Source organism: Listeria sp. Marseille-Q6474, from assembly GCF_946902005.1.
Classification (GTDB): Bacteria; Bacillota; Bacilli; order Lactobacillales; family Listeriaceae; genus Listeria; species Listeria innocua.
Genome location: NZ_CAMPPS010000001.1, coordinates 184193 through 206448, shown reverse-complemented (window position 1 = coordinate 206448; position 22256 = coordinate 184193). Strand labels below are relative to the sequence as shown.

The following is a 22256-nucleotide window of genomic DNA, read 5'->3' as shown; positions in this document are numbered from 1 at the left end:
ATTAATCTGTTTGACAAGTGTTACCTGTTACTTATACATGTTTTTGCAAGATTGATTCAATTTTTGTTGTCATCAAATCAATTGCCACATGATTTTCTCCACCTTCTGGAATAATTATATCGGCAAATTTTTTCGTTGGTTCAATAAATTCGTTATGCATTGGTTTTACTACAGAAAGATATTGATCGATAACAGAATCCATCGTTCGACCTCGCTCTTTCATGTCTCTTAATAACCTACGAATAAAACGAATATCGTCATCTGTATCAACATATACTTTAATATCCATCAAGTCGCGTAATCGCTTATCTTCTAAGATTAAAATACCTTCTAAAATAATTACTTCTCTAGGTTCTTGAATTTCTACTTCTTGTTTCCGCGTATATTTTTCATAATCGTAAATTGGTTTTTCTATTGTTTCATAACGGCGTAGTGCTGCTATATGGGAAATAAGTAAGTCCGTATCAAATGCTAACGGATGATCGTAGTTTACTTTTAAACGCTCTTCAAAACTAATATCTGCTTGATCATGATAGTAGACATCTTGCGCAATCATTAAAATAGAATGCCCGCTAAAATGATCACAAATTGCTTTAGTTACACTGGTTTTTCCTGAACCTGAACCACCAGTTACACCGACTACGATTGGTTTTTTTGTCATGATATGCCTCCAGTTTTCTTTCTTTTTGAAATAGATAAACCATCTCCGAGTGGAATAGTTGTAGTATCAAAATCAGGATGCGTCACTAAAAAATCATTAAAATGGCGCATTTTACGAGCAACTCGAAGTTTACGCTGTTTTTCTGGTGACATATCAAGCGCAAGTCCTTTGAAAAGAACATTATCACTATAAATCACACCATCTGGAGCAAGGGAATCTGTATAAATATGGAAAAATTTTTCATATTGCGCTTTGGCAGCATCAATAAATATGGCATCAAACGGACCATACGTTAAAATTTCTTCTGATCCTTCAATTGCATCCGTAAGCAAGACTTTTATTCTGTCAGAAGCCCCGTAACGCTCTATATTATGTAAAGCTTCTTTATATCGTTCTTCATCACGTTCGACTGTGATAATTTCCGTTTTTGGAAGTTTATCTGCCATTTTTAAAGCAGAATAGCCGATTGCTGTTCCAAGTTCTAAAATACGCTTCGGCTTTTGAATATCTAAAATTTGCAATAAACAATGTAACGAATCCGGCTCCATAATCGGCACTTCATGTTCCTTTGCGTATACTTCTAATTCTTCAAAAAAAGGCGTGCTCTTTGGAATATGTTTTAATAAATAATCATGAATTATATCATTCACTGCTAAATCCCCTCATTTTAACAAACAAAGCACCTGCCAAAAACATGCAATACACGTTTCTGACAAGTGGTTCATTTTAATTATTTTTCGTAATATGCTCTTCTTTTAGTTTATTGTGCTCTTCTAATGTTTTAGAGAAATAAACTTTACCAGTTTTCGTATTCGCTAAAAAGTATAGATAATCACTTTTTTCTGGGTAAAGAGCTGCTTCCATAGAAGTGTCACCGCTATTAGAAATTGGTCCTGGTGGCAGTCCATTGTTTTTGTATGTGTTATACGGCGAATCTACTTCTAAATCTTTATAGGTTGTTTTGCTTTTATGTTCACCAAGCGCATAAAGAACAGTAGGATCAGTTTGTAAACGCATATCTTTTGCTAAACGATTATAAAAAACGCTAGCAATCATTTTGCGATCCACATCGGCAGTTGCTTCTTTTTCAATAATGGAAGACATTGTTAGGAATTTATGCACGGACATTTTTTGTTTCGTTAGTTCGTCGCGGTACTTAGCAATATTAACGTCTGTTGCTTTCACCATTTCTTTAATTATCGTTTCAGCTGATACATCCGAGCCTTTAAAAGTATATGTCGCTGGATATAAATAGCCTTCTAACGGATGTTTTATAGATTTATTCAAAACATCATTTGTGACAGTTTCTGGGAATGCTTTAATAATAGAAGCAACAAACTCTGGATCATCCATTATTTTAAGAACATCGGCTTTTTTTAATTTAGGTTGATAAGCGACGATTCTATCAGCAATTTGATCGAGTGTATATCCTTCTGGAATGACTAGTTTTGCCGGTGCGACAGTCTTTCCTTCTTGCATTTTCTTCACGATTTGATCTGTGTTCATAGCTTGCGTGAATTCATAATTCCCAGCTTTTAAATTCGTATCATTATTGTATTTTACATAAAAAGAGAAAATAGAAGCGTTATTAATGACTTTTTTATCTTCTAAAATAGTAGATATATCTGAAATACTAGATCCTGCTGGAATTTCAACAGCGATCTTCTCTTTGCTTGCTTCATCTCTTGGCTCTAGCTGTGACTTCACATAATAATGCCCTGCAAAAGTTGCGATTACTAAAATTAGAATGATAATAGAAATAATAATTGTAATTTTCTTACCTTTTGTATTCTTCATTATAGACCTCATTTCATTGAAAACAATTCCTATCTATTATACCGATTATCTAAAAAAAATGCTATTCAATACGGAAAATTTTCTTAAAAAGTGACGTTTTTATGTTTTTTCGGTATAATAAACAGCGTGATTAAACGAACAAGACAGAATCGGTCAAGGACTTGCTTCTGCCAATTAAATAAAGATTGAAGGAGTCTTTTGGATGTTACATACGTTAATACAAAGTTTGCAAGATTTCACGATGTGGTTAGTAGACTCACTTGGTCACTGGGGAATTTTCCTCGGAATGCTTATCGAAAGTGTCTGCATTCCGCTTCCAAGTGAAGTTATCATGCTGTTTGGCGGATTTATGGCGGAAGCTGGGAAACTGAATTTCTGGCTCGTTGTATTTGCTGGTATCGCTGGTAACTTAGTTGGTTCACTGATTGCTTACTACATTGGTAAATTCGGTGGTAGAGCTTTAGTATTGAAATTCGGAAAGTATATATTCTTAAATGTGAAGCACTTGGATAAAGCAGAATTATGGTTTGGTCGATACGGCGCAAGAGCTGTATTTTTCGGCCGTGTTTTGCCAGTTATCCGAACATTTATCTCTTTACCAGCTGGAATTGCCAAAATGAATGTCTGGAAATTTGTTATATATACGATTTTAGGCTGCATTCCGTGGAATATTTTTCTGACATGGCTTGGTTATTCATTAGGTTCCAATTGGAGCGTTGTGGAAAAATATACGCGACCAATTAGCTATTTAATGTTAGCTTTAGTAGTTGCCATTGTTGTCTACCTTGCTTACAAAGTATGGAATAAACGCGCTAGAAACGCAAAATAAAAAGCATGTCCTGACAGTTTTTGTCAGGACATGCTTTTTTTATATTATTCTTCGTCTTCGTCAGCTAGGAAAGTTGCTAACATTTCTTCAATTCTATCCCACTCTTCGTCAGTTTCAACTGGTTGAAGATGTCCTTGATTGCCATTTTCATCTTGCGTGTAGCTTGAAGCAAGAATTTCGATTTCTTCGTCTTCCCCTTTACCAGCTGGGAAATATAAAACGTATGATTTATCAAAATGCTCTGAATCAAAGCTCATTAGAATTTCAAAAGCTTCTTCTTTTCCTTCTTCATTTGTAATCCAAATAATATTTTCTTCTTCATGATTATGGTTATGTTCTTCTGCCATTAAATTCACCTCAAATTAATTAGTAGTGTCCAAATAGGACTGTAAAATCATTACTGCAGCTAACTTATCAATTACTTCTTTTCGTTTTTTACGCGAAACGTCTGCTTCGATCAAAGTTCTTTCAGCGGCAGAAGTGGTCAAACGTTCATCCCAAAGTACAACAGGAAGTCCAATTCTTGACTCAAGTACTTCAGCATATATTTTGGAACTTTCAGCACGAGGTCCGATGGTATTATTCATATTCTTAGGTAGCCCAACAACGACTTTTTCAACTTCGTATTCGAGCACGAGCTCTTTTACTCTGTCGTAGCCAAATTGTTTTCTGCTCTCGTCAATCTGAATGGTTTCAACACCTTGTGCGGTCCAACCAAGCGGATCACTTATCGCTACGCCGACTGTTTTCGAGCCGACATCTAAACCCATTATTCTCATTTCTCACCAATTTCGTTATTTTTCAGATACGCTTTAACAAGTTCCTCGATAATTTCATCTCGTTCTAAACGGCGTATCATGCTCCGGGCATCCTTGTGACGAGGTATATAGGCAGGGTCACCTGAGAGTAAATAGCCAACGATTTGATTAACGGGATTATAGCCTTTTTCTTCAAGAGCAACGTAGACTTGTTTCATTAATTTTTTTACATCTTCTTCAATTGAATCATCGCCGAAGTTGTAAAACATTGTTTGATCTTTTGAATCCATAATCGAAGCACCTCATTCCTTCATGTATCTCTATTCATTTTACACCATGTGAACGGAAATAACAAAGAAAAATGAAGTGCTTTAACGAAAATTTATGCTTGTTGTTCTTTCACCCATGTAGAAACATAATCAAGAGCTGTTCCTAGTTCAGCTGGATTTTTACCGCCAGCTTGTGCCATATCAGGACGTCCGCCACCATTTCCGCCGCATCGTGTCGCAACTTCTTTTAAAAGTTTACCAGCATGATAGCCAGCTTTGATTGCATCTTCTGAAACTGCAGAAATCAAGTTTACTTTATCACCTTGAACTGCTCCTAGAACAAGAACGCCACCAATTTTTTTATCTTTCCAGTTATCAACAAACTGACGTAATTGGTTCATATCTTTCGCATTTACTTGTTTAGCAATTACTTTTACGCCACCGATTTCTTCTGGTGATTCAAAAATATCGGCACTTGCAGCACTTGCTAATTTACTTAATAATGATTCGTTTTCACGTCTTACTTCACGTAAATCAGCTTGCAGTTGCTCTACTTTTTGCGGCGTTTCTTTTGTAGTTGTTTTTAGTAGGTTAGCAGTTTGTTTTAGTGTATTTTCTTGTTCAGTCACAAAGCGATATGCTTCTTTTCCGGTAACTGCTTCAATACGTCGAGTTCCCGCTCCGATACCTGTTTCAGAAACGATTTTAAATAGACCAATGTCTGCTGTATTACGAACGTGAACGCCACCGCAAAGTTCAATACTATATTTACCAACTTGAACCACACGAACGACCTCGCCATATTTTTCCCCAAAAAGGGCCATAGCTCCAAGTTCTTTCGCTTCTGCAATCGGCATTTCTTCAATAATAACATTGATTTGTTCCCAGATTTTTTCATTGACGATTTCTTCCATTTTTGTTAATTCTTCTTCTGTAATTTGACCAAAATGAGAGAAGTCAAAACGTAAGCGATCTGGGGAAACGAGTGAACCTGCTTGGTTAACATGTTCGCCTAATGTATCTTTGAGTGCACGATGTAAAAGATGGGTTGCTGTATGATTTTTGATTGTTTCACGACGTTTTACTTTGTCAACAGCAAGTTTCACTGTGTCGCCTGTTTTTAATACGCCTTCTTTTACAGAAATACGGTGTAAGTTTTGTTTATTAGGAGCTTTTTGAACATCTTCTACGTAAGCAACTCCTGTTTCACTTTCTATCGTTCCTTTATCAGCAACTTGTCCGCCGCTTTCTGCATAAAATGGTGTTTCTTTGAAAATAACTTGTGCCTCGCTTCCAGAAGCTACTTCATCAACAAGCGTATCATCTTGAATTAAATACAATATTTCAGAAACATGTTCTGTTGTATTATAGCCAACGAATTCACTTTTATCTGTTAAATTAGCTAGCAGTTCGCCCTGAACTTGCATTGATTTCACGTCTGCTCTGGCGGAACGAGCACGGTCGCGTTGTTCTTTCATTTCAGCTTCAAATCCAGCATGATCGACTTTTAAGCCATGGTCTTCTGCGTATTCTTCCGTTAATTCTACTGGGAAACCAAATGTATCATATAATTTGAAGATATCTGCGCCTTTAATAGTTTGTTCGTTTGTTTCTTTGGCATTTTTAAGGATCGTTTCAAGGATTGCTAGACCTTCATTTAATGTTTCGTGGAATCGTTCTTCTTCCGTACGAATTACTTTTTGAATAAAGTCTGTTTGATTTTCTACTTCTGGATAGAAACTATTCATGATTTTACCAACGACTGGCACTAATTTGTACATAAATGGTTCATTGATTGTAAGTACTTTTGCGTAACGAACTGCACGGCGAAGTAAACGACGCAAAATGTATCCACGTCCTTCGTTGGATGGCAATGCGCCATCGCCAATTGCAAATGCCACGGTACGAATATGGTCAGCGATTACTTTAAACGCAACATCATTTTCTTGTTTATGACCGTATTTCACGCCAGAAATTTGTTCTACTTCACGAATAATCGGCATAAATAAATCTGTTTCAAAGTTCGTTGGCGCGTCTTGGATGATAGAAACCATGCGTTCTAGACCCATCCCGGTATCAATGTTTTGTTTAGGAAGTGGTGTATATGTTCCATCTGGATTATGGTTAAACTGAGAAAATACAAGGTTCCAAATTTCTAAGTAACGTTCATTTTCGCCACCTGGATATAATTCTGGGTCACTTTCGTCATCTCCAAAAGCTGGTCCACGATCATAGAAAATTTCGCTATCCGGGCCACTTGGTCCAATACCTATATCCCAGAAATTATCTTCAATTTCCACGATATGATCTTCACTTAAGCCGATTTTTTCGCGCCATAAAGTTTTCGCTTCTTCGTCTTCAGGATAAACAGTGACATATAATTTATCAGGATCAAAGCCAATCCATTTAGGACTTGTTAGGAATTCCCAAGCAAAAAGAATTGCGCCTTCTTTAAAGTAATCACCAATCGAAAAGTTTCCTAGCATTTCAAAGAAAGTATGGTGACGGGCTGTTTTACCTACGTTTTCAATGTCATTCGTACGGATTGATTTTTGTGCATTAGCCATTCTTGGATTATCCGGAATAACCGAACCATCAAAGTATTTTTTCATTGTTGCTACACCACTATTAATCCAAAGAATCGTCGGATCGTTGTTTGGTACAAGTGGTGCACTAGGTTCGATTGTATGCCCTTTTTCTTTAAAGAAATCTAAAAATAGCTGTCTTACTTCTGCGCTTGATAATTGTTTCATTTTTTATTTCCTCCTTTTGGTTTTTTACAACAAAAAAAGCCTATATGATTGCTCACAGGGACGATTTTGGCAAATCGCGGTACCACCCTGTTTGCAATGATATAGACTTTGTATCATTACCTCTTCAATTATCTGTTAACGTGGATAAGACGGACCATCTAATGGGAGAGCAACTTCGGCACAAGCGTGGTTTTCCTTCCAGCCAAGGGAAAACTCTCTAATCACGTGGAAACCAAAATCATATTCCTATCATGTATCAATATTTATTCAACAATAAACTAAATTATAAAGAACGGATGGCTAAATGTCAACTGTTTATTAAGCTATTCGTTGATTGTTTCTTTTCAACAAAGCTTCCGTTTTTAAGAGTTAGTTTTACATCTGATACTTTCGCAATTTCAGGGTCATGCGTTACCATAATGACACATTTTCCTTCTTTATGCGCTAAATCTTGGAATAACGTAACTACTTCTTTACTTGTTCGTTCGTCTAAGTTTCCGGTAGGTTCATCAGCAACGATTAATTCTGTTTCACAACATAACGCCCGTGCGATTGAAACCCTTTGCTGCTGTCCGCCACTTAAAGTCAGCACTTTTTGGCGCGCCATTTTCTCAGTAATGCCCACTTTTTCAAGCATGCTTAGTGCAAAAGCTTTTTTGTCTGGCTGATTGACATGGGTAATTTCCATTGCAGTTGTAACGTTTTGAAGAGCGGTCATATACGTTAAAAGATTATAACTTTGGAATACAATGGATACATATCTATTTCTAAATTGTTGTAAGCCAATGCTTTTGAGCGAACTACCTTTATAGTAGATGTCTCCTTCTTTTTGTGTATCCAGTCCTCCTGCAAGCGATAAGAAAGTGGTTTTTCCAGAGCCAGAACTTCCTACTACAGTGTAAAAAACACCAGCTTCAAAATCATAATTTATATCACTTAAAATCGATTCATCTTTTGTTTTATACCAATAAGAGATATTTTCAAACGTCAATACTTTGGTCATATCGTCACCTACTCCTGTTTAGTTAGAATTGTTTTTGGATTCATACGAAGAACAAGTGCTGCCGGTAAAAGAACGGATATAAAGGCGATTCCAATACCAATTCCACCCATTTTCAGCATATCTTCTAAAGTTACTTGGATGTTGAGTTCTTTAATTTGTTCTGTATTTTTCGTTAAGTTACTAACACTTCCCGCAAATCCACCTGGACCTCCTGGACCACCGCCACCTGGGCCGCGATTTTCTGAAGTAGTTGATTCACTTGTAGTAGATGAATTTTGCTGTGCTAGTAATTGGTTTCCAGCTAATTGAGCCACATAATGACTACTTGCAGCTGCTAAACCAAAGGAAACGAGCGCTACTATTAAAATTTCTACAAAAAACTGAGCGATTAATTTACCACGTTTTTCTCCAATAGCTAATAGCACGCCCATTTCGTATTTACGATCACGCACTTGCATCATTACAAGTAAGCCTAGGATTAAGGCTCCCGCAATACTAACTATATAAACTACATTTTTAGAAAACGAAGCTACACTATTAATTGGGCCAATCATTTGTTGATAAAGTGTATCGTTAGCATCTAATTTAAATGTATCCCAGTCAATGCCATCAACTTTTTTCGCTTCTTTCTCAAAAGCAGAAATATTAGCCGCATCATCCATAGTGTAAACGGCAGAGTCTACTGTGTCTTTATAATCAGAACCTTTAATAGTATTGGCAACTGTATAAGGAACGTATACTTTGTTATAAGGGTTTAGGAAAGAGAAGTTTTGCGCCATATCACTTCCTGAATCTGTTGTTTTATAAATACCAACAATTTTTAGTGTTACTTTTGTATTTCCATCACTTGAAGTAACGGTAAAAGAGTCGCCAACTTTCCAGTCATTTTGTTCTGCTAAGTTTTCTTCTACCATTGCAACATTTTTATCTTTATCATTAGCTGTAATAGCTACCCCACTTGTTAATTTACTTGTTCCTGCATCAAAATCGGTACTTGTTGCGGAATCAAGTAGACCGCTAATACTTAAGTCTGCATCTACCATTTGCGGACCGCCATTTCCACCGCCTGGACCTCCTGTTTGATTAGAACTCGAGGAATCATCACTGCTAGAGGAAGTGTCTCCTGAAGATTCAATAGGGTCAAATCCAGACGCTAATGCTTGCGTACTTGAATAGTAATTGTAATTTTTCACATGATCTAATGATGCTAATTCGTTCGCATCGCTTACATCAATTGGGTTACTTTGAAATTTTGGTTTTGAGTCTGTCGAACTGCTATCACTATTTGCAGCCTCTTCTTTCATTGCAGCCATTTGCTTTTCTTGGTCAACAGTTAATGTTACTGTACCTCCTAGCTGTTCCCTCGCTAATTCACTTGCTTTATCTGCAGCGGATTGAATGGTAAAGCCTGATAAAATAAGCACACACACTACTGTGAAAATAATTAGTTGTAAAACAGATCTACCTTTTCTTGCTTTCATGCTGAGCCATGCTCTCTTAAAAAAATTCATGTAATTTCCTCCATTTCTGTTTCTACCCCACTAAGATTACTGGGCAGTTATGAAGAAAGTATGAACAAACTATGATGCATATTTTAAACTTTCGCGAAAAAAATAATTTGGCTTGATTATTGGGTCTAATTAGTCTAGTTTTAATGTAAGAGGAGTGAATACAAAATATGAAACTACTTATGATAGAAGATAATGTCAGCGTTTGTGAAATGATAGAAATGTTCTTTATGAAAGAAGAAATTGATGCTACGTTTGTGCATGATGGCAAACTTGGTTATGAAACATTTTTTAAGGATGATTTTGATATTGCAATTATTGATTTAATGCTGCCAAATATGGACGGAATGACAATTTGCCGTAAAATTCGTGAAGTTAGTGATGTTCCGATTATTATTTTAACGGCAAAAGAGTCTGAATCTGATCAAGTGCTTGGTCTTGAAATGGGCGCTGATGATTATGTTACGAAACCATTTAGCCCACTTACATTAATGGCGCGTATCAAAGCTGTTACTCGTCGAAAAAACAATCATGCGACGACTGAAAATGATGAAGACATTTTAGAAACAACTTATTTTAAAATTAGTAAGCGCACCCGGGAAATTTTTTATCAAGGTGAGCTGCTTGATGCCTTGACTCCGAAAGAATTTGATTTACTTTACTTTCTAATGCAACATCCGCGTCAAGTTTTTTCAAGAGAACAGTTACTCGAGCAAGTCTGGGGTTATCAATTTTACGGGGATGAGCGTACAGTGGATGTTCATATCAAACGTTTACGCCAAAAAATCGCAACAGACACGAAGCCGTTTTTACACACTGTTTGGGGTGTAGGCTATAAATTTGATGAAACGGAATGAAGCGAATGAAATTTAAATATGCCTACCAACTTTTTTTCACACAATTTATCATTTTACTTATTGCTTGTATTATGATTGGCGTGCTTGTTTCTCACTCACTAAAAGACTATTTTTATCAAAGCCAAGTAGATGATTTAACTAGTTATGGTGAAACGATTTCGATGGACATTCGCCACTCGCCGCAAGATGCAACCATTCAAGTTCTTAATACGTATCAGCGCATTTTAGATGTTAAAAAGATCCATTACACCATCAAAAATGCAGATGACGAAACGATTTACCCTACTCAGCTCAATCAACCATTACCAAAAGATTTTTCAATTTCAAAAGATGATAAGAAAAAATTGAAAAGTGGTGAAACAGTTAGTAAAAAAATCGACAATCGTTTTAATCGTGAAATGACTATTGTTTATGTGCCTATTATGGATGGCGATAAGTTTGTTGGATCTATCGTCTTGAATTCTCCAATTAGCGGAACTGAACAAGTGATTGGAACAATTAATCGTTATATGTTCTATACTATTTTACTGTCGATTACGATTGCGCTTATTTTGAGTGCTATTCTGTCCAAACTACAAGTCAATCGGATTAATAAATTGCGTTCAGCGACAAAAGATGTGATCCAAGGCAATTATAAAGCGCGGCTAAAAGAGAATAATTTTGATGAAATTGGCGCACTTGCCATTGATTTCAACAAAATGACGGAAACGCTTGAAACATCTCAAGAAGAAATTGAACGACAAGAAAAACGTCGGCGCCAGTTTATCGCGGATGTTTCCCATGAAATGCGTACCCCACTCACAACAATTAGTGGCTTAACAGAAGGTCTAGTAAACGATATTATTCCAAAAAGTGAAACAGATCGCTGTATTGCTTTAATAGATACGGAAGCAAAACGATTAACAAAATTGGTTAATGAAAACCTTGATTATGAAAAAATACGCAGCAATAAAATCAAACTACAAAAAACTCGCTTTAATGGTCATGAATTTTTAGAGCTAATTAAAGAACAACTAGATTATGTAGCCACTGAAAAAGGCAATAAGATTACAGTCGATATTGATAAAGATATGTATATTTACGCCGATTATGACCGTTTAACTCAAGTATTTATTAATATTGTTAAAAATGGTGTCCAGTTTACTGAAAATGGTCTGATTACCTTAACTGGAACTCAGGATTATAAGGAATCTGTATTAACTATTACGGATACCGGCATCGGCATGAACACAGAAGAACTAGAACAGATTTGGGAACGATTTTATAAAGCAGATATGTCCCGAACGAATACAGCTTTCGGGGAATCTGGAATTGGTCTTTCTATCGTGAAACAGTTAATTGAATACCATGATGGAACAATTAGCGTTACTAGCGAGCCAAATAAAGGCACGACATTTACGATTCGTTTACCATTTTTCCAAGATAATGAGCAATAAAAAAACACCCACTCGCAAGTGGGTGTTTTTCATCCTGCCATAAATTGTTCTGGAGTAATTCCTTCCATCCCAATCATTGGATCAATCTCCGTAATGTTTTCGGCAGTTAATATTCGTTTATTTGTCATTTGTTCGAGCATCACATCTTCACTCATTAAACGTTCCGATAGAGTGGTATTTCGCTTATTTTCATCTACACGTTCTACACCCATTCGGAAAGCTTCTTCTTCTCCGCAAAGAATTAGGAATTGTTTACTTCTTGTAACGCCAGTATATAACAAATCTCTACGTAACATCCGGTAATAACTACGCACAATTGGCATAATAACAATCGGAAACTCACTTCCCTGCGCTTTATGAATCGAACAACAATAAGCATGGGTTAATTGATTAAATTCTTGCCTGTAATAAGAAACCTCTGTTTGGTCAAATTGAACGACAATTAAATCTTGTTTCTCGGTATTTTCTTTGGCATAAATAATGGATACGATTTCGCCAATGTCACCGTTAAAGACATTTTTTTCCGGTTGATTGATTAGTTGCAACACTTTGTCGTGAACCCGGTATTTGATTTCGCCAAATTGTACTTCTTTTCGGCGACCAGTGTCGTTTGGATTAAAGATTTCTTGTAGTTTTTTATTTAATATATCAATTCCAGCTGGACCGCGATACATTGGAGCCAACACTTGAATATCTTTTGCACGAAAACCTTTATTTTTAGCATTTTTCACGACTTGTTCCACAACGTCACCAATTTGATTTACAGTACAGTGGAAAAATGACCGATCGGCACTATTTTTCGCAAAATCAGCTGGCAGCATTCCTTCTTTGATATAATGAGCCATTTCAATGATTGAAGAACCATCTTTTTGCCGATAAATATCTGAAAGTGCAACCGTCGGAATTTGTTCTGATTGTAGAATATCTTTTAAAACTTGACCTGGTCCAACAGAAGGAAGCTGGTCTTGGTCGCCAACGAGCACTACTTGCATATGAGCAGGTAAAGCGCGGAATAATTGATTCGCAAGCCAAATATCCACCATTGACATTTCATCCACAATTAACAAACGTCCATCAATTAATCGTTCTGCATCGTCATCCATCTGTTCTTGGCCATTCATTCCAAGTAACCGGTGAATCGTCATTGCTGGAAGGCCAGTGGATTCAGACATTCGTTTAGCCGCACGACCTGTTGGAGCTGCGAGTAACACTGGAAAAGTCGCACCATCTTTATAGGCATGTGGATCAAGACTAACACCATTTAACTCGGCATATAATTCTACAATTCCTTTAATAACAGTCGTTTTCCCTGTTCCTGGTCCTCCAGTAAGAACGAGCATCGGTGACATTAAAGCTTGTTCTAATGCCGCACGTTGAGATTCCCCGTAATGCACGCCAATGCGCTCTTCAAGTTCCCCAAGCGCTAATAAAAACTCCGATTGCGGAAATTGTTCTTGATACTCTGTTTGCTTTAACATCCGTTTTACATGGTAAGCAAAACCGCTTTCTGAATAATAAAGTGACGGCATATAGACACGCGTATTTTCGGTAATTATTTTTTGTTCTTCTGCAAGCTTTTCCATTTGTTGTAGTAAAATAGCCTGATCAATCCTAATGCCTTCACTTTCTTCTAGCAGATAAGTTACTTCCCCGAGCAAAACCTCTTGTTCCATATAGACATGCCCTTGCTGCATACAAACGGAATCTAGCATAAATAAAATTCCTGCTCTAAGTCGTTCTGGATGGTTTCCACCAAGTCCAAGCTTACGCCCAAGCTCATCAGCACGCTGGAAACCAATTCCTTTAACATCTTCAATTAATTTATAAGGATTATTTTCTAGCACTTCGATCGCATTTTGTTTATATACCTGAAAAATTTTCATGGATAATTGCGGGCCAAAGCCATATTCATTTAAACCAACCATCACATGCTCTAAACCTTGATTTTCTCTAAGGGAAGCAAGCAAACTTTCCGCTGTTCCAGAAGGCAGTTTAGGAACAGTATTTAGTAAACTTGGGTCAGATAGTATTTTCGTAATCGCGTCATCACCAATTGTATCGACAATGTTTTCCGCTGTTACTTTACCAATCCCTTTGAAAAGTTCCCCTGAAAGATAGTTAATCAAGCCAGCGCGAGATTGAGGCATTTCTTTTCGAAACCGGTCCGCTTTAAATTGCTGACCAAATTTAGCATGTTCCTGCATTTTTCCGTAAAAAGTATACACTTCTTGTTCATGAAGCGCTGGGAAAAAACCAGTTACAATAATATCCTTTTCATCCCAATTCGCATTCGTCTCTTTTACTAGAATTCTTACCACAGAAAAGAGGTTTTCGGCATTATAAAAAATGGTAGACAACATCGTCCCCTTCATGAAAAGCTCTTCTGGGGTATCATTAAATAAGGCAAGAGATTCTTGTTCAGCCATCTTTAGCCGCCTCCTTTCTATATTTTTATTCCGCTTCGTTTTCTAAATCTTGAATAGCGTTTAAAGCATTCTCAGCAAGTTCATGCGGTATTCCAGTTGCAAGCGCGCGTTCAAAGTAATTTTTTGCAAGTACAATGTCGCCTTGCCATGCCAGATAAGCAGCTCCGATATTATAAAGTGCATCTGGATCTTCTTGTTTAATAAGAAGTACTCTTTCAAGCATATTAATCGCATCTTCGTAAAATCCGCTGCGAGCAAGAACGATACCATATTGAAATAACGCTTCACTATCTTCTGGATTTAATTCGACACTTCTAAGTAAATAAGGCATAGCTAGCGTTAACTCTTCCATTTGAACAAAACTCATTCCTAACATGAAAAATAAATCGCCATTTTCCATTCCTTGTTTTGTTGCATTTTGGAAGCTATCCGCTGCTTCTTGATAACGTTCCAATTCGTAATATAAATTTCCTAAGCTATAATAAGCCGCCGGAACCGTGTCATCTAGTTCAAGCGCTCTTTTGAAAAATAATTCTGCGCGTTCAAAATCATCCATTGATAGTAAAACATTACCAAAATTAATATAACCAACTGGATCACTAGGATGTTCTTCAATTACTTCCGTAAATAGTTTAACTGCTTCTTCTAAGTTTCCCTCTTGCATTTGTTTGATTCCTAATTGATTTTTATCCATTTTAAATTCTCCTCTATCTTTCTTGGTTTTTTACAGACGTATTTAACCATGCTATTAGTGCATTTGAAACTTGATCAGTTTGTTCCGCCTCACTAATAGTAGCTTTCCCGTCGCCATGCTGGGCTCCGTATGACCCGAATTGCGCATGATTTCCACCCTCAATAGATACAAATGTAGTATCTTTAGGCAAGTATTTTTTATTTTTATCATAAGCATCTTTATTTAAAACATCATCTTTTGTCCCAGTTATGGAAAGCGCTGGGAAAGAGGCATTTTTCAGCGAACCTTTTTTATCAGGATAACTCGCTAAGAAAAACACGCCTTCGATTTCACTCTCGTTTTCATGTGCAAATCGGGAAGACATAACGCCTCCAAGCGAATGACCGCCAATCACAAACTTTTCATCAGGTGCTTCATCAATAATATCAGCCGCACGATTTTTACCAAATACAGCTAAATTAAGAGGCATCTCAGCAATGTATGTTTTATAACCACTCGAAGCTAATTTGTTCGCAAGTGGCGCATAGCTCAGTGCGTCCACAAAAGCTCCTGGATACAAAATAACGCTGATTCCTGCATCCGACTTTCGCGGAGTAAAAACAAGTATATCATTTTCCTCAAGCACATCAACCGTTTTTGTTGAGTTTGCAGCTTCTTCAGCTACATTTGATGGCTCAGAATTAAAATAAAAATATCCCCAAATTAGAAGACAAAATAAAACTATTACACTCCCGAAAATCGCTAACTTTTTCATAAAGGACCTCTTTTCCTTGTATCGTTTAATATTTTACCATAAAATCGCCTTAAAATAACTCATTTAAACAGGAAAAAACCGGAGTCTCGTAGAAAACAAGATTCTCCGGTTCTAATTTTAACCAACATAGTTTAACTTTGCGCCTTTTTTCCAAACGGTATCAATAGTTCCCCCGCCTAAGCAAATGTCGCCATCATAGAAAACAACTGCTTGACCAGGAGTAATTGCACGCACTGGATCCGCAAAAACTACTTCTGCTGTGCCATCTTCACGCATGTTCACAGTTACTTTTGTATCTGTTTGACGGTAACGGAATTTTGCTGTGCAAACAAAAGTTTTTGGTTTTTCTGAATTGGTAGTAAAGGAAATATCTGTGGCAATTAACGAATCTGAGTACAAAGAATCGTGATGGAAACCTTGTTCTACAAATAAAACATTATTTTTTAAATCTTTACCAACAACAAACCAAGGTTCACCGTCTCCACCGATTCCTAGACCATGGCGTTGACCAATTGTGTAATACATTAGGCCATCATGTTTACCAAGCACTTCGCCGTCCAAAGTTCTCATATCACCAGGTTGTGCCGGGAGATATTCACTTAAAAATTGTTTGAAGTTTCTTTCACCAATAAAACAAATCCCCGTGCTATCTTTTTTGTTGGCAGTAGCAAGTCCAGCTTTTGTCGCAATTTCACGCACTTCTGTTTTTTCCATACCACCTAGCGGAAACATTACTTTTTTCAATTGATCTTGGGAAAGTTGATTTAAAAAATAGGTTTGGTCTTTATTATTATCGACTCCACGAAGTAATTCGATTTCGTCGCCTACTTTTTTTACTTGTGCATAGTGACCTGTAGCCACATAGTCTGCACCAAGGCATTCTGCATGTTCCAAAAATGCCTTAAATTTAATTTCTTTATTACACATAACATCTGGATTTGGCGTACGACCCAGTTTATATTCATCTAAGAAATAGGTAAATACTTTATCCCAATATTCTTTTTCGAAATTCACTGCATAATACGGGATTCCAATTTGGTTTGCTACTCGAATGACATCATCATAGTCTTCCGTCGCTGTACAAACACCAAATTCATCAGTATCGTCCCAATTTTTCATGAAAATACCAATGACATCATAACCTTGTTCTTTTAATATATGAGCAGTGACTGATGAATCTACTCCGCCTGACATGCCGACAACTACACGAATGTCACTATTATTTGTACTCAAAGCTAGCTCCTCACCTTCTTAATTTTTCATTAAACGCGCCACGACTTCACTAACTTTCGTAGCCGCCGCTTCTATTTCTTCCAAATGGTTCCCCAGCCCAAAACTAATCCGAACTGTTTCTTGGATTGCCGGGTGATTTTCTCCAAAAAGAGCTACTAAAACATGAGAAGGATCAACAGTTCCCGCTGTACATGCTGAACCACTAGAAACAGCAATGCCTTCCATATCTAAATTCATTAGTAATTGCTCAATGGAGACTCCTGGGAAACGCACGCTAAAAACATGTGGTAATGTATTTGCTTCTAAACCGTTCACTTCAAAATCTAAGCCCGCTGCACGCCAAATTTCCGCCATGCGCTTTTTAAAGGAAACATATTCCTCATTTTTAAGTTCACGTTCATTTGTCATAATGGTAGAAGCTGCACTAAAACCACAGATTCCTGCTAAGTTTTCAGTCCCAGCGCGACGTTTTCGTTCTTGTTCCCCGCCGTGCATTTGATAAGCAAGACGTGTGCCATTTTTGACGTATAAAAAGCCTACGCCACGTGGTCCATTTATTTTATGAGAAGAAGTAGTTAATAAATCTACTCCAAGTTCTATTACATTTATATTTAATAGCCCGTAAGCTTGTACTGCATCTGTGTGGAAAACGGCTTGATGGTCAAGAAGTACAGCGCCAATTTCTGCAATCGGCTGGATAGTACCAATTTCATTATTACCATACATAATAGAAACAAGAATTGTATCAGGGCGTAAAGCTTTTTGCACGCTCTCACTAGACACTATCCCATGCTCATCTACTGGTAAATAAGTGACTTCAAAACCTTGCGTTTCAAGATATTCACAAGTTTTTAAAACAGCATGATGCTCAATCTGTGAGGTGATAATATGTTTTCCATTCTCTTTATGTGCTAAAGCTGTTCCAATAAGAGCCAAGTTATCTCCTTCTGTACCACCGCTAGTGAAAACAATTTCTTTTTCTTCAGCTTGAATACTTTGGGCAATAGTATGACGTGCTTCATCAAGCGCTTTTCTTGCCTCTCGCCCAGCATAATGGATACTGGATGGATTGCCGTACGTATTAGTAATTGCGCCAAGCATTGTTTGGATAACTTCTGGATGAATCGGACTTGTCGCAGCATGGTCTAAGTAAATTCTGTTTTCCATTTTTTATCGCGTCCTTTTTTGGTGACGAATTCCTGTTCGCCGTTAATCGTTTCTTATTGTAACAGCAATACTCCTGTAAAGTAAAGAGGAATAACTCCTATTTACACGCAAAAAAGAAACCCCAATCGTACCGTTTAGGATTCCCTTCCTTTGAACCCGCTCTCAATTAAAGCAGGTGGGTGCTCTGTCTAACGGTTTGCACTTCCTCGTGTGAAGGCATGTGCGCCGCGCCGGAACTCCAAGCTCCCTAGGTATAAAAAATTGTTCGGTTCAAAAATATCAGGAACTATATCGAATACATTAGGGTTTCTTTTCTTAACTTAGAATACCATATGAAAGACGAAATTTCAATGTTAGCGACTTTTCAGTTTGGTAATTTTTTATTCTTTTTTCGCTTTATTTTCATTAATTTTTTGGTACACACCAGCGATTGTTTGTTCGAATTTCGAAGTGAATTTCGGGTCATAATATAATTTATTTTTGAGTCGATCAGGTAAATATTGTTGATTCACCCATGCATTATCGTAATTATGCGGATACTTGTAATCAATTGCTCGACCAAGTTTTTTGGCACCTGAATAATGACCATCACGTAAATGATCGGGCACTTCGCCACTATTTCCCTGGCGAATATCAGCTAATGCTGCGTCAATTGCCATAATAGCAGAATTTGATTTCGGTGAAAGACAAAGTTCAATAACAGCATTTGCAAGCGGAATTCTCGCCTCAGGAAAACCTACTTTTTCTGCGGTTTGAATTGCAGCAAGTGTATGTGAACCGGCTTGTGGGTTTGCAAGACCAATATCCTCATAAGCCATAACAAGCATTCTCCTGCTAATACTCACTAAATCTCCTGCTTCAATTAAACGCCCCATATAATGGAGTGCTGCATTAACGTCGCTACCACGAACTGATTTTTGGAAAGCACTTAAAACATCGTAATGAGCATCGCCGTCTTTATCATGCGCAAGGCTTTTCTTTTGCAAACACTCTTCCGCGACATCAAGCGTAATATGAATAACCCCGTCCTCATTTGGTTCAGAAGAAATAACAGCAAGTTCCAGCGCATTAAGAGCACTACGTACATCACCATTACTCGCCGTGGCAAAATGTTTTTTCGCAAATTCATCTATTTCCACTTCATAGTTTCCAAGTCCACGTTCTTTATCATGAAGAGCTCGGTCCATTGTTATCATAATATCTTCTACCGTTAAAGGTTTTAATTCAAAAATTTGCGTTCTACTTCGAATCGCAGGATTAATCGCGATATAAGGATTACTTGTCGTTGCACCAATTAAAATAATCGCTCCACTTTCAAGTAAAGGAAGTAAAAAATCCTGCTTTGCTTTATCTAAACGATGTACTTCATCCAATAGAAGAATAACTGTACCGCTCATTTTCGCCTCGGCTGCTACTACTTCCATATCTTTTTTGTTATTTGTTACTGCGTTTAATGTCCGGAAAGCATATTTAGTACTACCAGCAATCGCACTGGCAATCGAGGTTTTTCCAATTCCAGGCGGCCCGTATAATATCATAGAAGATAATTGTTTCGCTTTGACCATCCGATAAATAATTTTATCTTTACCGACTAAATGCGTTTGTCCTACAATTTCATCAAGTGCTTTTGGACGCATTCGGTAAGCTAAAGGTTGAATTGCCATATAACCGCTCCTTCTCATTTGCTTCTTTTCTATTATACCATAAGAACACCTGTACGTTCACTCGCTTGTTTCCATTGCCTTCTGACAGCAATTCCGATATAATAGATGCGATATAAGTGTTTTTTGAAATTACTGGAGGTTATATAAAAATGAAAATTACAACAAAAGGCCGTTATGGCTTGACAATAACACTTGAACTCGCGAAAAGGATTGGTGATGGGCCTATCTCTCTTCGCAGTATTGCTCAAGATAAAAATTTATCCGAGCATTACTTAGAACAATTAATCGGACCGCTTCGTAATGCAGGAATTGTCAAAAGTATCCGCGGTGCACACGGTGGATATGTATTAAACGGCGACCCTGAAAAAATTACTGCTGGTGACATTATTCGTACACTAGAAGGTCCCATTGTACTCGTTGAAAGTATGGAAGATGAAGAAGCAGCCCAGAGAGAACTTTGGACTCGAATGCGCAATGCTGTCCGCGACGTGTTAGATCAAACTACTCTTGCTGACTTACTAAAACATTCTACTGATTCTGAACTAACAGATGGTTACATGTTTTATATTTAATGGAAAAAGCCTATTTTTTAATAGGCTTTTTATCTACCATTTTTACGGAAACTAGCCCATTTATTTGTCTGATTATTCAGAAATAAATCTAAAAAACACCCAATTGAAAACGCTACATGTTAGATAATCTAACCAAATTGATTGAATTGATAAAATATTCTTGCCTTTATTTGAATATAGTGTATTATAAACGCATAAATAAAATATTACATGTTAGTTTATCTAACAAAAAGGAGAGTTGAGTATGGAATCAGTATTTATGTTCTTTTGTACTTTATTGGTTTGGTTGATGACACCAGGGATTGCATTATTTTATGGCGGTATGGTTCGCCGCAAAAACGTGTTAAGTACAGCAATGTATAGTTTTAGCTCCATGGCAATTATTTCTATTCTTTGGGTGATCGTTGGGTATTCATTAGCTTTTGCACCTGGAAATGGCTTTATCGGAAGTTTCGACTGGACTTTCCTTCATAATGTTGGTTTTGCGGCAAACGACACATACTCAGATGCAATTCCACATATTCTGTTTATGATGTTCCAAATGACTTTCGCTATTTTAACAGTAGCTATCATTTCTGGGGCATTTGCTGAACGGATGAACTTCTCTGCTTACTTGATTTTTATTATTTTATGGTCGTTACTAGTATATTCCCCTGTTGCACACTGGGTTTGGGGCGACGGTGGTTGGTTACGCGAGCTAGGAGCACTTGATTTCGCTGGTGGAAATGTTGTTCATATCAGTTCAGGTGTAACGGGTCTTGTCTTAGCTATTATGATTGGCCGCAGAAAAGAAGCTGACTCAGCTTCACCTCATAACCTCCCGCTTGCTCTTATTGGCGGAATTCTAGTCTGGTTTGGTTGGTATGGGTTTAATGTCGGTAGCGCCCTCACGATTGATAATGTAGCGATGACTGCATTTGTTAATACGAATACAGCGGCTGCAGCTGGAATTATTGGCTGGGGATTGGTTGAATGGTTAATCAATAAAAAACCGACTATGCTTGGAACAATTTCTGGCGCTATCGCTGGTTTAGTGTCCATTACACCTGCTGCCGGTTTCGTTACAGTACCTAGCTCTTTGATTATCGGCTTTCTTGGCGGAGCACTTTGCTTCTGGGCAGTATTCTGGTTGAAAGGAAAAGTGAAATATGACGATGCGCTTGACGCGTTTGGCTTACACGGAATTGGCGGAATTTGGGGCGGTATTGCTACTGGACTTTTTGCCACAACGAAGGTAAATGAAGCTGGAGCAGATGGTCTCTTTTACGGTAATGCTTCCTTAGTTGTAAAACAGTTAATCGCAATTGGTTCCACTGTCGCATATGTTGCAGTAGTCACAGCTCTAATTGTCGTAGTAATCAAACTATTTTTACCAATTCGCGTAAACGAAGAACAAGAATATAAAGGACTTGATTTGACGCTACACGGCGAAAAAGCATATCAAGAATAAGGGGGCTTACAATATGTCAGGATTAACTAAAATCGAAATTATTACACGTCCAAATCGCTTCCATTTATTTCAAAAAGAACTTGCAAAAATTGGCGTAAGTGGACTAACTGTTACAAAAGCACTTGGGACTGGCTTAGAAAAAGGATTTATTGAATTATACCGCGGTACTAAAAAAGAAAGTAATGTTCACGAACGAATGAAAATTGAAATTGTTGTTTCTACTGTTCCGGTTGAAGATGTCCTTCGCGTCGTTAAAGAAACTCTTCGAACTGGCGAACCTGGTGATGGAAAAGTATTTATTTATCCACTTGCCGAGGTCGTTAAAATCAGCACAGGTGAAACCGGCATCGATGCTTTACAAGATAAACCAGCAAAATGAATAGTTAAAATGGTGAATTAATTAAAAATGGGGCCTCTATTCTAAA

The 22256-nt window shown here is 37.4% G+C and carries 21 protein-coding genes and 1 other RNA gene; 6 read left to right on the top strand and 16 right to left on the bottom strand.

What is annotated here, in order from left to right; genetic code table 11:
- Window positions 1-31 precede the first annotated feature (31 nt).
- The 3 genes from udk to mltG form a co-directional block, all read right to left on the bottom strand.
- Window positions 32-661, bottom strand: coding sequence for a uridine kinase (gene udk, locus OC533_RS00990; protein ID WP_003762345.1), 630 nt, complete (start codon window positions 659-661; stop codon window positions 32-34).
- On the bottom strand, window positions 658-1311 hold the full coding sequence (locus tag OC533_RS00985; RefSeq protein WP_033533012.1) for an O-methyltransferase: 654 nt from the start codon (window positions 1309-1311) through the stop codon (window positions 658-660). Before OC533_RS00985 ends, udk begins: the two co-directional genes overlap by 4 nt.
- Before the next feature lie 76 nt (window positions 1312-1387).
- Complete coding sequence (gene mltG, locus OC533_RS00980; protein ID WP_194323458.1) at window positions 1388-2458, bottom strand: endolytic transglycosylase MltG; 1071 nt, start codon at window positions 2456-2458, stop codon at window positions 1388-1390.
- 202 nt (window positions 2459-2660) lie between these two features.
- On the opposite strand from mltG, the gene OC533_RS00975 reads away from it, so the two are divergent.
- On the top strand, window positions 2661-3287 hold the full coding sequence (locus OC533_RS00975) for a DedA family protein (RefSeq protein WP_010991582.1): 627 nt from the start codon (window positions 2661-2663) through the stop codon (window positions 3285-3287).
- Between the two features lie 44 nt (window positions 3288-3331).
- On the opposite strand, the gene OC533_RS00970 is transcribed toward OC533_RS00975, so the two are convergent.
- The 6 genes from OC533_RS00970 to OC533_RS00945 all read right to left on the bottom strand — a co-directional run bounded on the left by OC533_RS00970 (window position 3332) and on the right by OC533_RS00945 (window position 9581).
- On the bottom strand, window positions 3332-3634 hold the full coding sequence (locus OC533_RS00970; protein ID WP_003738982.1) for a DUF1292 domain-containing protein: 303 nt from the start codon (window positions 3632-3634) through the stop codon (window positions 3332-3334).
- A 15-nt stretch (window positions 3635-3649) separates the two neighbouring features.
- Window positions 3650-4066, bottom strand: a complete 417-nt coding sequence (gene ruvX, locus OC533_RS00965) for a Holliday junction resolvase RuvX (protein WP_003762351.1) — start codon at window positions 4064-4066, stop codon at window positions 3650-3652.
- On the bottom strand, window positions 4063-4335 hold the full coding sequence (locus tag OC533_RS00960; protein ID WP_003719797.1) for an IreB family regulatory phosphoprotein: 273 nt from the start codon (window positions 4333-4335) through the stop codon (window positions 4063-4065). Before OC533_RS00960 ends, ruvX begins: the two co-directional genes overlap by 4 nt.
- Before the next feature lie 92 nt (window positions 4336-4427).
- Window positions 4428-7067, bottom strand: a complete 2640-nt coding sequence (gene alaS, locus OC533_RS00955; protein WP_185520356.1) for an alanine--tRNA ligase — start codon at window positions 7065-7067, stop codon at window positions 4428-4430.
- A gap of 307 nt (window positions 7068-7374) precedes the next feature.
- Entirely contained in the window at window positions 7375-8070 is a 696-nt protein-coding gene (locus OC533_RS00950; protein ID WP_010991584.1) for an ABC transporter ATP-binding protein, read from the bottom strand.
- Between the two features lie 8 nt (window positions 8071-8078).
- The gene (locus OC533_RS00945) at window positions 8079-9581 is read right to left on the bottom strand and encodes an ABC transporter permease (RefSeq protein ID WP_194323459.1); all 1503 of its coding nucleotides are present in this window, start codon (window positions 9579-9581) and stop codon (window positions 8079-8081) included.
- Between the two features lie 167 nt (window positions 9582-9748).
- On the opposite strand from OC533_RS00945, the gene pieR reads away from it, so the two are divergent.
- Window positions 9749-10435 (top strand): two component system response regulator PieR, encoded by a 687-nt coding sequence (gene pieR, locus OC533_RS00940; RefSeq protein ID WP_070753048.1) that lies wholly within the window; start codon window positions 9749-9751, stop codon window positions 10433-10435.
- Window positions 10432-11871, top strand: coding sequence for a two component system sensor histidine kinase PieS (gene pieS / locus OC533_RS00935; protein ID WP_194330290.1), 1440 nt, complete (start codon window positions 10432-10434; stop codon window positions 11869-11871). Before pieR ends, pieS begins: the two co-directional genes overlap by 4 nt.
- A gap of 29 nt (window positions 11872-11900) precedes the next feature.
- On the opposite strand, the gene OC533_RS00930 is transcribed toward pieS, so the two are convergent.
- The 7 genes from OC533_RS00930 to OC533_RS00900 all read right to left on the bottom strand — a co-directional run bounded on the left by OC533_RS00930 (window position 11901) and on the right by OC533_RS00900 (window position 19809).
- Window positions 11901-14297 carry an ATP-dependent RecD-like DNA helicase gene (locus OC533_RS00930; protein WP_194323461.1) on the bottom strand — a complete coding sequence of 799 codons (2397 nt, stop codon included), beginning with the start codon at window positions 14295-14297 and terminating at the stop codon, window positions 11901-11903.
- A 25-nt stretch (window positions 14298-14322) separates the two neighbouring features.
- Window positions 14323-14961: a tetratricopeptide repeat protein gene (locus OC533_RS00925; protein WP_010991587.1), complete on the bottom strand. Its 639-nt coding sequence runs from the start codon at window positions 14959-14961 to the stop codon at window positions 14323-14325.
- 43 nt (window positions 14962-15004) lie between these two features.
- The gene (locus OC533_RS00920) at window positions 15005-15745 is read right to left on the bottom strand and encodes an alpha/beta hydrolase (protein ID WP_003766975.1); all 741 of its coding nucleotides are present in this window, start codon (window positions 15743-15745) and stop codon (window positions 15005-15007) included.
- A 117-nt stretch (window positions 15746-15862) separates the two neighbouring features.
- Window positions 15863-16978, bottom strand: coding sequence for a tRNA 2-thiouridine(34) synthase MnmA (mnmA, locus tag OC533_RS00915; RefSeq protein ID WP_194323462.1), 1116 nt, complete (start codon window positions 16976-16978; stop codon window positions 15863-15865).
- 18 nt (window positions 16979-16996) lie between these two features.
- A complete protein-coding gene (locus tag OC533_RS00910; RefSeq protein ID WP_003762369.1) occupies window positions 16997-18145 on the bottom strand; it encodes a cysteine desulfurase family protein in 1149 nt (382 codons plus the stop codon).
- Between the two features lie 114 nt (window positions 18146-18259).
- Window positions 18260-18455: non-coding RNA, 6S RNA (gene ssrS / locus OC533_RS00905), on the bottom strand.
- 70 nt (window positions 18456-18525) lie between these two features.
- Window positions 18526-19809: a replication-associated recombination protein A gene (locus tag OC533_RS00900; protein ID WP_194323463.1), complete on the bottom strand. Its 1284-nt coding sequence runs from the start codon at window positions 19807-19809 to the stop codon at window positions 18526-18528.
- Between the two features lie 149 nt (window positions 19810-19958).
- Between OC533_RS00900 and cymR the strand changes: the two genes are divergently transcribed.
- The 3 genes from cymR to OC533_RS00885 all read left to right on the top strand — a co-directional run bounded on the left by cymR (window position 19959) and on the right by OC533_RS00885 (window position 22210).
- The gene (gene cymR / locus OC533_RS00895; RefSeq protein WP_003732594.1) at window positions 19959-20381 is read left to right on the top strand and encodes a cysteine metabolism transcriptional regulator CymR; all 423 of its coding nucleotides are present in this window, start codon (window positions 19959-19961) and stop codon (window positions 20379-20381) included.
- Between the two features lie 244 nt (window positions 20382-20625).
- On the top strand, window positions 20626-21831 hold the full coding sequence (locus tag OC533_RS00890; protein WP_003771923.1) for an ammonium transporter: 1206 nt from the start codon (window positions 20626-20628) through the stop codon (window positions 21829-21831).
- Between the two features lie 13 nt (window positions 21832-21844).
- On the top strand, window positions 21845-22210 hold the full coding sequence (locus OC533_RS00885) for a P-II family nitrogen regulator (RefSeq protein WP_003766988.1): 366 nt from the start codon (window positions 21845-21847) through the stop codon (window positions 22208-22210).
- Window positions 22211-22256 lie beyond the last annotated feature (46 nt).